Below are 12,806 nucleotides of genomic sequence, written 5' to 3'. Positions count from 1 at the left end.
CGGCTCAGAACCGTGTTGGGCGTTTTCTACAGTGATGGGCTCAGAGCACCGCTGCACGCCCATGGAAGCGGAGTCGATCGAATCCCTGACGCCGCTGTTGCAGGGAGCGGATCAGTGGAGCGAGCTGCTCCTGCTCCTGCCCTTGCTCGTGGCCCTGGAGGCCGTGCTTTCCGCCGATAACGCCATTGCCCTGGCGGCGATCTCGCGGCGCCTGCAGGACCCGATCCGCCAGCGGCAGGCCCTCAACCTTGGGTTGCTGCTGGCCCTGGTCTTCCGGATGGGACTGATCGTGGCGGCCCGCTGGGTGCTGAATTTCTGGCCGCTGCAGCTGGCCGCCTCGGCCTACCTGCTCTGGCTGGCCGGCTCCAATCTGCTCGGGGCGGGGCCAGGGGATCCGCCCGGCGGCGGGGGCGAGGAGGGGATCACCGCTCCCCATCCGGTGGGGCTGCGGGGCGTCGTGCTCACCCTCGCCGTCACCGATCTGGCCTTCTCGCTCGACAGCGTCGCCGCCGCCGTGGCCGTCACCGACCGCCTCTGGCTGGTGATGCTGGGCGGCGTGATCGGCGTGATCGCCCTCAGGCTCACCGCTGAGTTGTTCATCCGCTGGTTGGCCCAGTACCGGCACCTCGAGAAGGCCGGCTACCTGGCGGTGGGACTGGTGGGACTGCGGCTGCTGCTGCGGCTGGCACTGCCCGGGATCGAACTGCCGGATTGGGCCTTGCTGCTCCTGGTGGGCTCCCTCTTCCTCTGGGGCTTCTCGCAGCGAAACGGCGACCAGCCCGGGGAGGTGAACCCCTGAGCCCCCTGCGCGTCGAGCTTCGCCAGGCCGGCACCGACCGGTTGCTGGAGCATGTGGAACTGGCCGATCTGGGCGATGTGCCCCAGCCGGGGCGGTGGTTCCAGATCGGCGAGCGCAGCTTCCTGGTGCTGCAGCGCCACCACCGCTACCAGCTGCGCAACGGGCGCTATCAGCTCGCCACGGTGGCCCTGCAGGTGAAGCTGGAGCGTCAGCCGAGCGATGCCCGCTGGTGGAACCAGCACTGGGTGATCGGTGATCCCAGCTGCCGCTTCAATGCCCGGACGCCGCTGCTGCGCTGCGCCGTGCTGCCGGAAGGCCCCTGCGAGCGCTGCGCCCACTACGCCCCGATCGGCTCGCCCTGCTCCGCCTGATCGGCCGCCTCGAAGGGTTCGAGCTGGAGGGTGCAATGGGGAATGCCCAGCGCCGCCATCCGTTGCTTGGCCTGGTGCAGCAGCTCCATGTCGTCGATCACACCCAGCTCGCGGTGCAGGTGGGCGGTGAGAGCGTTCTGGGAGGTGCTCATCGCCCAGACATGGAGGTGGTGCACACCCCGCACCGCCGGGATCTCCAGCAGGGCGAGCCGCACCGCCGCCAGCTCGATGCCCGGTGGGACGCCGTCGAGGGCCACGCCCAGCGATTCACGCAGCAGGGACCAGCCACTCCAGGCCACCGCCAGGCCCACGGCGATCGCCGTGGCCGCATCCAGCACCGACCAGCCGGTCAGCCCGACCAGCACGGCGCTGACCATCACCGCCGCCGAGACGGCCGCATCGGTGAGCAGGTGCACCACCGCCGCGCGGCGATTCAGATCGTGGCTGTGGTCGTTTCCGAACAGCCGCGCCGAGAGCAGGTTCACGACGATGCCGGCCGCCGCCGCCCAGGCCACCGGCCCACTGACCACGTCGACCGGATCGAACAACCGCTGCAGCCCCTCCACCACCACCACCGCCGCAGCCATCAGGATCAGCACCGCATTGATCAGGGAGGCCAGCTGGGTGCTGCGGCCCAGGCCATAGGTGAAGCGCGGGCTGGCGGGTCGCTTGCTGAGCCGCTCCGCCCCCCAGCCCAGCAGCAGCCCCGCCACATCGCCGAGGTTGTGGACGGCGTCGCCGATCAGGGCCAGGGAGCCGAAGCTGAAGCCGATCACCAGCTGCAGGGCGGAGAGGGCGCTGTTGAGCAGCACGCTCCAGCGGAACGCCGCCGCAGACCCGGGGCGGTGCTGATGCTGCTGGCGATGGGGGCGACGCTGGATCTGCACCGCCGGGTGGGGCGCCTCTGGACTGCCGTGATCGTGGGCCATGGGGGGAGTTGGGGTGGGTCAGGCCAGCGCCTGCCTGAGGGCGACAAGGGCGAAAACAAGGAAGAGGGCTCCGCTCAGCCGGAACAGGACCCGTTCTTCGATCCGCTGGCCGATCCACTTGCCGGCACCCACCGCCAGGCCGGTGACCAGGGCGTGGCCGGCCAGGGTGCCGGCCAGCAGGCCGGTGAAGGTGAAGGCGGGGGCGGTGGCCAGGGCGATGGTGGCGAACTGGGTGCGATCCCCCAGTTCGGCCAGGAACACCAGCACGAAACTCTCGCGGATCACCGCCCAGCTGCCGCGAGCCTGCTGGCGTTCATCGGCCCTGGCCACCAGCTCTTCGGCGTCGCGGGCTTCCTGGGCGGCGGCGCCGGCACCCATCGCCTGGGCATCGAGCAGCAGCTTGATCCCGAAACCACCGAACAGCAGGGCGGCCAGCCAGGGCACCACCGCTTCCGGCAGCAGCTGCCGCAGACCGAACCCCATCGCCAGCGAGAGCAGGGTGACCGCGGCGAGGGCGGCGAACGCTCCCACAAACACCCAGCGCCCCCGGTGACGCGCCGCCAGGATCATCGCCATGAAGAAGGTCTTGTCGCCCAGCTCCGCCAGGGTGATGGCGGTGAGGCTGGAGCCGAAGGCGGCGAAGGTGGGGTCGCTGGCCATCAGAAGCGGGGAACTGAGGGGAGCCTGACCCACAACGGCGCCTGCCGCTGTTCAGCCGCTGCTGCCGTTGGCGCCGAAGTGCTCAGAACGGTTCAGCGGTTGAGACGAATCCAACGCCACCGTAATAGTCGAGGATCGGCTTGAGCCCCAGCTGCAGCGCCTCCAGCACAGCCGGCTCACAGAACACGATCACGTGGGCGTTGGCGCCGAAGCCACTGAACTCCATCGACTCCGAGACCATGCCGTGGGGGCCGCGGCCGGTGACGTGCCGCATCACGGTGTAGCCGGGCGCCCGGGCGGCATCGATCAGCGGCAGCACCCGCTCCAGTTCCCGCTCGCTGATGATCAGATCAAGGCGTTGCATCGGCGTTCAGGCAGCGGGGATCACGAGGCGGAGCATGGCCATGTAGAGGGGGATGCCAACGATGATGTTGAAGGGGAAGGTGACTCCCAGCGCCGTGGAGATGTAAAAGCTGGGGTTGGCCTCCGGCACCGTCATCCGCATCGCCGCCGGAACAGCGATGTAGGAGGCACTGGCGCAGAGCACCATGAACAGCAGGGCATCACCCTGGGGCAGCCCCAGCAGCCTGGAGAGGCCCAGCCCGACGGCGGCGTTGAACAGGGGCATCAACAGGGCGAAGCCGATCAGGAACGCCCCCGCCCGGCGCAGGTCGCTGAGGCGCTGGGCCGCCACGATGCCCATGTCCAGCAGGAAGAAGCTGAGGGCGCCGTAGAAGAGCTTGCCGGTGAACGGCTCCATCTTCTCCAGACCCTGGGGGCTGAAGGCGGCCACCAGCAGACCGATCACGAGGCTGCCGATCAGCAGCAGCACCGAACTGTTCAGGAAAGCCTCGTGCAGCAGGGCGCCCCAGCGGATCGACGGCCCGCCGCTCGGCACGGGGCGCTGCTGGGCTCCGGCCAGCTTCACCAGCAGCAGCCCGACGATGATCGCCGGTGATTCCATCAGAGCGAGGGCCGCCACCATGAAGCCGTCGTGGGGCGTTGCGGTGACATCGAGGAAACTTTCGGCCGTGATGAAGGTGACGGCGCTGATCGAGCCGTAGGTGGCGGCGATCGCCGCCGCATTGAAGACATCCAGCCGCCGCCTGAGCACCACGAAGCTGTAGAGCGGCACCAGCACCGACATCGCCATGGCGGCCAGCACCGTGACCAGCACCTGGAAGCCGAGGCCGCTGTGCTGCAGCTCCACGCCACCCCGGAAGCCGATCGCCAGCAGCAGGTAAAGGGAGAACAGCTTGGGCAGCGGGGCCGGAATCTCCAGGTCGGAGCGCACCAGCACCGCGATCACACCCAAGGCAAAGAACAGAACCGGTGGGGAGAGCAGGTTCTGCAGCACCAGGCTGGTCTCCATCGGCGCCTGGATCAAGGGGGTATGGCCATTTCGACCTTACAGAGCGAAGCAACGCCCACCAGCCTCAGCCATTGACGCCGTCAGCCGTTGACGCCGTCAGCCCTTGACGGCAGAGCCGGTGGCACTGGGCAGGATGTAGCGCTGCAACAGCACGAACAGGAGCAGCACCGGCAGGATCGAGACCACCGCGCCGGCCGACACCATCCGCCAGTCGAGCGAGAAGCTGCTGGCCAGTTGCTGCAATCCGAGCGGCAGGGTGTAGAGGCTGGGATCATCGAGAATGATCAGCGGCCAGAGGAAATCACTCCAGGTGCCGATGAACACGAACATCGCCAGGGTGATCAGATCAGCCCGCGCCGCCGGAATCATCACGTTCCACCATTCCCCCAGCCGGCTGCAGCCGTCGATGCGGGCCGCCTCCTCCAGCTCCACCGGCACACCGGTGAAACTCTGACGCAACAGGAAGATGCCGAAGGCCGTGGCGGCCTGGGGAATGATCAGGGCCCAGAGGGTGTTGCGCAGGCCGATCTGCACCATCAGCAGGTAGAGCGGGATCATCACCACCTGGAAGGGAATCAGGATGGTGGCGATCACCAGGGCCAGCACCAGGCCGCGACCGGCGAAGCGCATCCGGGCCAGGGGATAGGCCGCCAGGGAACAGAACAGCAGGTTGGCCACCACCGCCAGCAGGCTCACCACGGTGCTGTTGAACAGATACAGGCCGATCGGGTGATCGGCGAACAATCGCCGGTAGGCATCGAGGCTGGGCTGGCTGGGCAGCAGGGCCGGCGGTGTCGTGAAGATGTCTTCGGCCGGGCCCTTCAACGAGGTGCTCACCAGCCAGAACAGCGGCACCAGCACCAGCAGGGCGAGCAGCAGCAGCAGGGCGAGCTGCAGGCCGGGCCGAAGGGCGGCGCCGAACCGCAGCCGCCGGGTGGCGGAGATCAACGGCGGGGGCGGCTCTGGCGAGCGGCTGGCTGGCTGCGGGGTGAACCGCTGCGGGAGACGTTGCGCCGGGGGGCCTTGCCGCGGCCGCCGCTGAGATCCAGGGGCGGGGCCGAGTGGATGGTGGGCTCGAAGCCAGGCACCGGCTGACGGGGCAGGGGATTGCCGATCACCCGCTCGATCGCCCGCAGCAGCTCGTGCTCCTCGGCGGCCACCAGGGAAAGGGCATGGCCGCTCTGGCCGGCCCGGCCGGTGCGGCCGATGCGATGCACATAATCCTCGGCGACATTGGGCAGATCCAGGTTCACCACATGGGGAAGCTGCTCGATATCAAGGCCGCGGGCGGCCAGATCGGTGGCCACCAGCACCCGCATCTCACCGCTCTTGAAGCCGGCCAGGGCCCGGGTGCGCGCCCCCTGGCTCTTGTTGCCGTGAATGGCCATGGCGGTGATGCCCTCCTGGCTGAGCCGATCGGCGAGGCGGTTGGCGCCGTGCTTGGTGCGGGAGAACACCAGCACCTGCTGCCAGTTATTGGTGCGGATCAGGTGGCTGAGCAGGTCGCCTTTGCGGGCCATGTCACAGGGATGCATCACCTGCTCCACCAGGGGCGCCGCCCGATTTTCCGGGGTGGCCTGCAGCTGCACCGGGTTATGCAGCAATCCCTGGGCCAGCTTGCGGATCGAGGGGTTGAAGGTGGCGGAGAACAGCAGGTTCTGGCGTTTCGGCGGCAGCAGGGCGAGGATTTTCTGGATGTCGCGGATGAAGCCCATGTCGAGCATGCGATCGGCCTCATCGAGCACGAGGATCTCGAGCCGATCGAAGCGGATCGCGTTCTGCTGATAGAGGTCCATCAGGCGGCCGGGGGTGGCCACCAGCACGTCGGCGCCACGGCGCAGCCGCTGCATCTGGGGGTTGATCTTCACCCCGCCGAACACCACATCGCTGCGCAGATCAAGGAAGCGGCCGTAAACCTGCACGCTCTCCGCCACCTGGGCGGCCAGCTCCCGGGTGGGGGTGAGCACCAGGGAGCGCACCTGGTTGTTGCGGGCGTGGGGACCGTGCTGGAGCCGCTCCAGCATCGGCAGGGTGAAGCCGGCTGTCTTGCCGGTGCCGGTCTGGGCGGCGGCCATCACATCGTGGCCCCCCAGCACCGCCGGAATCGACTGCAGCTGGATCGGTGAAGGCTGGGTGTACCCCTTCAGGGCGATCGCCCGAAGCAGCGGTTCACAGAGCCCGAGGCTGGAGAAATCACTGGAGTGCGACGATCCGATAGCCCCGGTGCTGGGGTGCTCCTGTCCCGGAGCGGGGTGGGTCAGAAGGGTGATCGGAGCAATCCGCAAATTTTCTTCAGCTTAGGGGGGGCTTCAGGGGCCTGGTTCCGATCACCCGAAAGGTGAGATTGAGGCGCTCCTGGAGCACCCGGCGGCGGCGGGGCAGCTGATGCAGCCAATGGCGCTGGGTGGGCGGCTCCATGATCAGCAGATCGCCGTGGCCCAGTTCCAGGCTGAAGGCAGCGGTGCCGTTGATGGCGGGATGCCGGGGCCGGAGGCGGAAGCTGCGGCTGGCGCCCAGGCTGAGCGAGGCGATCGGCCGGTCCGAATCCAGCTCCGGCTCGTCATCGGCATGCCAGCCGAGCCTGTCGTTGCCGTTGCGGTAGCGGTTGAGCAGCAGGGAGTTGAACGAACAGCCGGCCTCGGCCTCCACCTGCTCCCTCAACGCCTGCAGCCGGGGAGTCCAGGCTTCGATGGCGTTGCGGACACCGCTGTAGGTGTAATGGCAGCCGGGATCACCCATCCAGCAGGTGAGCCGTGGAATCGGATGGGTGCGGCCGAACAGGGTGATCTGCTCCTGCTTCCAGGGCACCTCCTGCAACAGAGCGCTCAGGTGGTGATCGGCTTCAGCCAGCCAGCCAGGCCGATGGCGCACCACCAGACCATCGGCGCGCACGACGTGCTCGACCTCGCCTGATGGCACGGGCTCGGGGGCGAGCAGATCAAGCTGCCGGCTTATGGGAAGGGAGGCCATTCCGTTCAGCACCCCCCCACAGCGCAATCCCCGGCGACGCTTGCTGAGAACGACCACTCCAGCCGCACCCGCAAGGTCTGCATGGCCTGCCCCTGGCTTTCGCCATTAGCGGGTAGCAGCAGCACCGCTGGGCTCGTTCGGCTTGATCGGCTCAACAGCAGCTGGCTTAAGCAGCCGGCCCTTGAGCAAGATGCCGGGGATCTTCACCCGCACGGTGTCGCCACGGCCCAGCACTGTTGTCTGGCTGAGCGGCTGATGGCGATCAGGGTCAAAAGCCACCACCGCCCCGATGGTTTCGCAAGCTGCCAGGCCGGCGGGCGTTAAGCCCTGCCAGATGCGGCGGCTGGTGGCCAGCAGATCCCTGGCGCTGAGCTCTTTGCCCTGCTGCTCGATCAGGTGCTGCTGGGTGAGCAGCTGGGCCAGGGGTGTGATGAGTGGCGTCAACACCGTCTCCAGCTGGGCATCAAGCTGATCTTCCAGTGAAGCCGCTTGGTCGTGGCCCTGGCGTTGCAGATCAGCCTGAAGTTGCACCAAACGTTGATGGGCCGCCTCAAGGTCGAACCGCAGCTTCTGCAGCTCACTCTCGGCGGCCAGCCGCCGGGATAGCTCCAGCTCCAGGGCCAGCTCACGATCTGCAGCCGCCGAAGCGGCCCCTTCTCCATGAGTGGCCAAGGGTTGGCTGGGCTGCTGATCGGCAGTGCGAAAAAGCCAGTGGCGAAAGCGTCGCAGCATCGGAGGGGCGGCTCGGTGAAGCTCAGGGCTGACGGATATCGAGCGGCACAAATTGCTGCACCGCATCGAAGCTCTCACGGAATGAGGCCGATTGGGCGCGGCCTTCCTTCAACCAGGTGCGCAAGGCGCCGATCCGCTCCCGTTGCGACACTGAAAGCGGCACCTGAAGATCAATCGAGCGGGCGATGTCGTCGGAGCCGAACTCCCGCCCTTGATTGAATCCGATGTACATCGCATCGATGATCGCCTGCTCGATCTCAGCGCCCACATAGCCCTCACTAAGCCGGGCGAGGCCATCAAGGTCGAAGTCGTGGAGGATGCGCTGGCGTTTGCGCAGGTGCACCGAGAGGATTTCACGGCGCTCCACGTAAGTGGGCAGATCAAGGAAGAAAATCTCATCGAAGCGACCACGGCGCAGCAGCTCCGGTGGCAGGCTGCTGATGTCGTTGGCGGTGGCCACCACGAAGCAGGGGGCGGTTTTCTCCTGCATCCAGGTGAGGATGGTGCCGAAGACGCGTGTGCTGGTGCCGCCATCAAGGTCGCCGGTGGCGAACGCCTTCTCCATCTCATCGATCCAGAGGATGCAGGGGGCCACCGTTTCAGCCATCTGCAAGGCCTGGCGGGTTCGCTGCTCTGATTCCCCCACCAGTGAACCGAACAGGGAGCCGACATCGAGGCGCAACAGCGGCAGGTGCCAGAGGCCGCCGATCATCTTGGCTGTGAGGCTTTTGCCGGTGCCAGGAATGCCGATCAAGGCCACCCCGCGCGGTGCCGGCAGACCGTAATCACGGGCCTCCTGGCCAAAGGCACGCTCGCGCAGCCGCAGCCAGTCTTTGAGCACCTCGCAGCCACCGAGATCGGCAGGGCTTTCACTGGCCGAGAAGAATTCAAGCGCCTGGCTTTCGCGGATGATCTGCTTCTTCTCCTCCGTCATCAGGTCGATGACCTGGTCATCGAGCAGACCATCCCGCACGATCGCCTTGGCGAAGACCCGCTGGGCCTGGGCAGCGGTGAGGCCAAGGGCAGCCTGCACCAACTTCTCACGCCCCAGCGGGGTGAGCTGCACCCGCACCCCCGGAGTGCTGGTGAGGCCACTGAGCACAGTTTCCAGTTCGCTGCTGTCGGGTGGAGGGAACTCCACCACCACGGCGATATCTTTCAGTTCCGCGGGAAGCTTGTTGGAGGATGTCGTGACGAGGAGGGATTTACGTGTGTAGCGAAACCGCTGGGCGAGGTTGCGAAGCTTTCGCTTGAGCTGGGCATTGCCCCAGATGTCATGGAAATCATGGAGCAGAAACAGGGCCTCCCCATCGTGCTGGTCGATCTTCTCCAGGGCGGTCTTGGCATCAGCCGCCACCGGCACACTGCCGCTCCAGTTGATGATCTTCTCAAAGCCATCGCCTGCATCCCAGCTCAGGCAGGGGCGGTTGATCGCCTCGCACACCTTCCGCACTTCCGCCACCGCACGCTCCTCCTCCGGCGTGATCAGCACGATCAAGGTGAAGCGTGCACGCAGGTAGAGATCGAGTTCCTGTTGAAAGGCCATCGCTAGCCCATCCCGCCGATTATCTGGGTGTCATCAACCTGCCAGCCGATTCCCTGATCATCGGCATCGGCTTCTGGTGTCATCTCACGGCTGCTGATCTCGCCACCAAGCAGCTGCTCGAGCCCTTTGGACAGGCTGAGGCAATTGCCGCCCATTACGCCACGCACCTGGAGCTGCACAGTGCCATCGGGAGCAACGAAGACATCAACTTCCTGAATCTCCATGGGGTTGGCAACAGCTTGATGGGGTGCTGCAACGCTCAAACCGAGCGTCGCAGCACCAGGTGGAGGGTGCCGTCCTGCTGCTGCTCTTCTTCCACAAGCGAAAAGCCCTCAGCGATCAATGCCTCCTGGGCGGCATGGTAGGCGTAGCGCTGATGAAGCTGGCGCAGGAAGCTAGTCTGCTCGATGCCACGAATACCCCACCAGTCGGCCACCAGTTCAAAACCAGCCGTGGTGTTCTGAAAACCGATGTCGTAACTGCTGTTGGACGTGATGATCTTGAGATCGGCAGTGGTGGTATTGCCTTGATAGCCATTCACCGTGACGGGGCCGTGCTGCACGGTGTGGCCCAGGTCCACCAGGGCCATGTGCAGATAGCTGGCCTCCATCAGGCGGGTACGAATGGTGGTGAAGTGTGACATGTTGGAAAGATAAGGATGGGCAGCGGAGCAGCGATTAGCTCAGCTGGATCACCGGATAGTCGCTGTAGAGCAATCGACCGGTGGAAATTTCACGGGCGGTGAGCAGCAAGCGCTTGTTGCCGTCGATCCCGAAACTGATCCGAAAGCAGGGATCACCAGCTTGCAGCGGTTGGCTGGAGGTGAGAAAGGTGGGGGAATTCACGTTCATCCAGAAGGAATTACGGCGCTCCTGCTCCGCAACTTGCACCGCCAGAATGCGGGCACCACCGGCAGGATCAAAGACCAACTCCGTGGGAGCAGCGATAGCACCTGAGCGTGTCTGCTCTCCTAACTCAAAGATCGCCAAGCCGAGCTGGCTCTGACCGTCGTGGGAGGCTTTGACAGTGAAGTGGGCGATCGCTTCAGAGCTGGGGTAAGGGCTGCCGCTATCCACCAGAGGACAGTAGAGCCATTGGCCGGTTTTGGCGTCCCGATGCCGGATCGCGTAGCTGTGCTGGATATGGTCATAGAAATCGGCCCCGCCGACAAAGGCAGCTGCCCCACGGGCGACGGCATCGATCGGCCGATCCACGAACAAGCGTTCCTTCCCGAAGATGCGCGCCAGGGTGGTACGCACGGCCGGGATCTGGCTGCTGCCGCCCACCAGCAACACCGACTTGATCTGCTCCTCGCCGTAACCCCGATCACGGGCGCGGTTGAGCGCCTGGCGGATCAAGCGATCGATGCGGGCGATCAGATCAGCCCCATCCATCAGCTCCTCGAAGCGACTGCGGCTCCAGGCTGCCTCCAGCAGCTGGCCGGTATCGGGATCCAGCAAGGTGATGGTGGCGTTGGCTTGGCTGGTGAGCTCGATCTTGGCCTGCTCGCATTCGGCGAGGAGGGCGCCACTGAGGGTCTGAATCAGGGGATCGGTGTCAGAGCGGCCGGTCTGGAGCAGAAGATCCTGAAAGAGGAGTTGATCAAGGCTGATCCCACCGATTTCCGCGCCGGCCTTGGCGAGGATGCGGCAGCGACGGCCGCCAGCTGAGTTGCCTTCTGCTTCTATCAAGACCACGGCGATATCCAGCGTGCCGCCGCCGAAATCAAAGACGAGGTAGCAATCACCGGGCTGAATGTGGGCGCCATAGCCGAGGGCAGCGGCAGAAGCCTCATCAATCAGGCGGTAGCGTGACAACCCCGCAGAAGCAGCAACCTCCCCTAACCAGGCGGCGTAGTGCTCAAAACTATCGACCGGAACCGTAAGGGCGATCTCCTCATCAGCGAGGGACAGCTCCTCTCGGGCCAATAGCAGCAGGGCGAAGAGGAAGTCGTGGCCGGCCTGATGAAAACTCACCTGATGCTCACCGATGCGGCGGCCACGGCTGGTGCCACCACGACCGATGTAACGCTTGGCCCAACGCAGGGTGTGGGGATGCTTGAGCAGGTTGCGCTGCAACACCTGCTGGCCGAGCCACTGGCGACAGTCGGCGCTGTAGTGAATCAACGATGGCACCACAGGTGTTGTGCCATCACCCTGGGGATACAGACACCGATAAATCGACGGTGCGTAGGTGCTTGCCATTTGGGAATCAGAATCCCAGAGTGCCAGCACGGTGTTGGAGGTGCCGAAATCAACAGCCAAACGGCCAGCCATGGTTCAGCGCTCCAACTCAAGCATCAATTTCGATCTCAAAGGGTGCAGCGACCTGCTGGTTCAGTGCCTCATCGAGAATCACATCGAAGCGGCGAATTATTGTACCAAGCGCTTCGACGAAAGTGATCCAGCTGCGCTCCAGCCCGCCTAAATCAGCTGCCTTTGCTACTAAGTTTTCTAGGGTATCCCAATGCTCAGGCCGATAGGTGGCAAGGGGGGTATGCAGCAAGTCGGAAAGGTCGTTTCTCCAAAACTGGATCGTCTTATCCCAGCTGGCAGAAGCAAGACAGCTTCCGTCCTGCGACCAGGCAATCGACGTAACCCCACTTGAATGACCTTCCAGGGTGTGGGTGCAGCGGCCGCTAGTAGGGTCCCACATCCGGATCGTCTTGTCATCGCTTCCAGAAGCAAGGCAGCTTCCATCCGGCGACCAAGCAATCGACCTCACCCATTCTGAATGACCTTCCAGGGTGTGGGTGCAGCGGCCGCTGGTAGGGTCCCACATCCGGATCGTCTTGTCATCGCTGCCAGAAGCAAGGCAGCTTCCATCCGGCGACCAGGCAATCGAATCAACATTTCCTGAATGACCTTCCAGGGTGTGGGTGCAGCGGCCGCTGGTAGGGTCCCACATCCGGATCGTCTTGTCCAAGCTCCCAGAAGCAAGGCAGCTTCCATCCGGCGACCAGGCAATTGACCTCACCCAATCTGAATGACCTTCCAGGGTGTGGGTGCAGCGGCCGCTGGTAGGGTCCCACATTCGGATCGTCTTGTCCTCGCTTCCAGAAGCAAGCCAGCTTCCATCCGGCGACCAGGCAATTGACCTTACCCAATCTGAATGACCTTCCAGGGTGTGGGTGCAGCGGCCGCTGGTCGAATCCCACATCCGGATCATCTTGTCAATGCTCCCAGAAGCAAGCCAGCTTCCATCCGGCGACCAGGCAATCGACCTCACCCCTCTGGAATGACCTTCCAGGGTGTGGATGCAGCGGCCGCTGGTCGAATCCCACATCCGGATCGTCTTGTCAATGCTCCCAGAAGCAAGCCAGCTTCCATCCGGCGACCAGGCAATCGACCTCACCCAATCTGAATGACCTTCCAGGGTGTGGGTGCAGCGGCCGCTGGTCGAATCCCACATCCGGATCGTCTTGTCC

15 protein-coding genes are annotated in these 12,806 nt (G+C 65.0%); 2 read left to right on the top strand and 13 right to left on the bottom strand.

Going from position 1 to position 12,806, the window contains the following annotated elements; genetic code table 11:
* Positions 1-61: 61 nt before the first annotated feature.
* Together KQ307_RS09320 and KQ307_RS09315 are read left to right on the top strand one after the other, a co-directional pair.
* Positions 62-799: a TerC family protein gene (locus tag KQ307_RS09320; protein WP_259701050.1), complete on the top strand. Its 738-nt coding sequence runs from the start codon at positions 62-64 to the stop codon at positions 797-799.
* A 5-nt stretch (positions 800-804) separates the two neighbouring features.
* Positions 805-1,170 carry a DUF6464 family protein gene (locus tag KQ307_RS09315; RefSeq protein ID WP_259727846.1) on the top strand — a complete coding sequence of 122 codons (366 nt, stop codon included), beginning with the start codon at positions 805-807 and terminating at the stop codon, positions 1,168-1,170.
* Here the strand turns inward: KQ307_RS09315 and KQ307_RS09310 are convergent.
* The 13 genes from KQ307_RS09310 to KQ307_RS09250 all read right to left on the bottom strand — a co-directional run.
* Complete coding sequence (locus KQ307_RS09310) at positions 1,137-2,099, bottom strand: cation diffusion facilitator family transporter (protein ID WP_259727804.1); 963 nt, start codon at positions 2,097-2,099, stop codon at positions 1,137-1,139. The two genes, KQ307_RS09315 and KQ307_RS09310, sit on opposite strands and share 34 nt — an antisense overlap.
* An 18-nt stretch (positions 2,100-2,117) precedes the next feature.
* Complete coding sequence (locus KQ307_RS09305) at positions 2,118-2,759, bottom strand: TMEM165/GDT1 family protein (RefSeq protein ID WP_259727803.1); 642 nt, start codon at positions 2,757-2,759, stop codon at positions 2,118-2,120.
* 82 nt (positions 2,760-2,841) lie between these two features.
* A complete protein-coding gene (locus KQ307_RS09300; RefSeq protein WP_259701053.1) occupies positions 2,842-3,123 on the bottom strand; it encodes a P-II family nitrogen regulator in 282 nt (93 codons plus the stop codon).
* A 6-nt stretch (positions 3,124-3,129) separates the two neighbouring features.
* Positions 3,130-4,131 carry a sodium-dependent bicarbonate transport family permease gene (locus KQ307_RS09295; protein WP_259727802.1) on the bottom strand — a complete coding sequence of 334 codons (1,002 nt, stop codon included), beginning with the start codon at positions 4,129-4,131 and terminating at the stop codon, positions 3,130-3,132.
* Between the two features lie 96 nt (positions 4,132-4,227).
* Positions 4,228-5,076 carry a carbohydrate ABC transporter permease gene (locus KQ307_RS09290; protein WP_259727845.1) on the bottom strand — a complete coding sequence of 283 codons (849 nt, stop codon included), beginning with the start codon at positions 5,074-5,076 and terminating at the stop codon, positions 4,228-4,230.
* Complete coding sequence (locus KQ307_RS09285; protein WP_259727844.1) at positions 5,076-6,284, bottom strand: DEAD/DEAH box helicase; 1,209 nt, start codon at positions 6,282-6,284, stop codon at positions 5,076-5,078. The genes KQ307_RS09290 and KQ307_RS09285 overlap by 1 nt, the downstream gene beginning before the upstream one ends.
* A 139-nt stretch (positions 6,285-6,423) precedes the next feature.
* Positions 6,424-7,101, bottom strand: a complete 678-nt coding sequence (locus KQ307_RS09280) for an alpha-ketoglutarate-dependent dioxygenase AlkB (RefSeq protein WP_259727801.1) — start codon at positions 7,099-7,101, stop codon at positions 6,424-6,426.
* Positions 7,102-7,206: 105 nt separating this feature from the next.
* Positions 7,207-7,833 (bottom strand): nucleotide exchange factor GrpE, encoded by a 627-nt coding sequence (locus KQ307_RS09275; protein WP_259727800.1) that lies wholly within the window; start codon positions 7,831-7,833, stop codon positions 7,207-7,209.
* 22 nt (positions 7,834-7,855) lie between these two features.
* Positions 7,856-9,379 (bottom strand): AAA family ATPase, encoded by a 1,524-nt coding sequence (locus tag KQ307_RS09270; protein WP_259727799.1) that lies wholly within the window; start codon positions 9,377-9,379, stop codon positions 7,856-7,858.
* Between the two features lie 2 nt (positions 9,380-9,381).
* Positions 9,382-9,603 carry a DUF2997 domain-containing protein gene (locus KQ307_RS09265; RefSeq protein ID WP_259727798.1) on the bottom strand — a complete coding sequence of 74 codons (222 nt, stop codon included), beginning with the start codon at positions 9,601-9,603 and terminating at the stop codon, positions 9,382-9,384.
* Positions 9,604-9,638: 35 nt separating this feature from the next.
* Positions 9,639-10,022 carry a DUF1257 domain-containing protein gene (locus KQ307_RS09260; protein ID WP_259727797.1) on the bottom strand — a complete coding sequence of 128 codons (384 nt, stop codon included), beginning with the start codon at positions 10,020-10,022 and terminating at the stop codon, positions 9,639-9,641.
* Positions 10,023-10,056: 34 nt separating this feature from the next.
* A complete protein-coding gene (locus tag KQ307_RS09255) occupies positions 10,057-11,655 on the bottom strand; it encodes an Hsp70 family protein (protein ID WP_259727796.1) in 1,599 nt (532 codons plus the stop codon).
* 16 nt (positions 11,656-11,671) lie between these two features.
* The coding region (locus tag KQ307_RS09250; RefSeq protein WP_259727795.1) for a WD40 repeat domain-containing protein at positions 11,672-12,806 on the bottom strand (1,135 nt) is incomplete at its 5' end.

Origin of the sequence: Synechococcus sp. CS-1326 (assembly GCF_025128115.1) — a bacterium.
In the GTDB taxonomy this organism is placed as follows: Bacteria; Cyanobacteriota; Cyanobacteriia; order PCC-6307; family Cyanobiaceae; genus Regnicoccus.
The sequence above is the reverse complement of the archived record's forward strand: the minus strand, read 5'-3'. Positions and strand labels throughout refer to the sequence as shown.

What these genes read in the sequence shown, in the direction of transcription:
- KQ307_RS09320 (WP_259701050.1), top strand. Translation starts at nt 62, where the DNA reads ATGGAAGCGGAGTCGATCGAATCCCTGACGCCGCTGTTGCAGGGAGCG.
- KQ307_RS09280 (WP_259727801.1), bottom strand. Translation starts at nt 7,101, where the DNA reads ATGGCCTCCCTTCCCATAAGCCGGCAGCTTGATCTGCTCGCCCCCGAG.
- KQ307_RS09295 (WP_259727802.1), bottom strand. Translation starts at nt 4,131, where the DNA reads ATGGAGACCAGCCTGGTGCTGCAGAACCTGCTCTCCCCACCGGTTCTG.
- KQ307_RS09310 (WP_259727804.1), bottom strand. Translation starts at nt 2,099, where the DNA reads ATGGCCCACGATCACGGCAGTCCAGAGGCGCCCCACCCGGCGGTGCAG.
- KQ307_RS09300 (WP_259701053.1), bottom strand. Translation starts at nt 3,123, where the DNA reads ATGCAACGCCTTGATCTGATCATCAGCGAGCGGGAACTGGAGCGGGTG.
- KQ307_RS09255 (WP_259727796.1), bottom strand. Translation starts at nt 11,655, where the DNA reads ATGGCTGGCCGTTTGGCTGTTGATTTCGGCACCTCCAACACCGTGCTG.
- KQ307_RS09265 (WP_259727798.1), bottom strand. Translation starts at nt 9,603, where the DNA reads ATGGAGATTCAGGAAGTTGATGTCTTCGTTGCTCCCGATGGCACTGTG.
- KQ307_RS09305 (WP_259727803.1), bottom strand. Translation starts at nt 2,759, where the DNA reads ATGGCCAGCGACCCCACCTTCGCCGCCTTCGGCTCCAGCCTCACCGCC.
- KQ307_RS09260 (WP_259727797.1), bottom strand. Translation starts at nt 10,022, where the DNA reads ATGTCACACTTCACCACCATTCGTACCCGCCTGATGGAGGCCAGCTAT.
- KQ307_RS09275 (WP_259727800.1), bottom strand. Translation starts at nt 7,833, where the DNA reads ATGCTGCGACGCTTTCGCCACTGGCTTTTTCGCACTGCCGATCAGCAG.
- KQ307_RS09270 (WP_259727799.1), bottom strand. Translation starts at nt 9,379, where the DNA reads ATGGCCTTTCAACAGGAACTCGATCTCTACCTGCGTGCACGCTTCACC.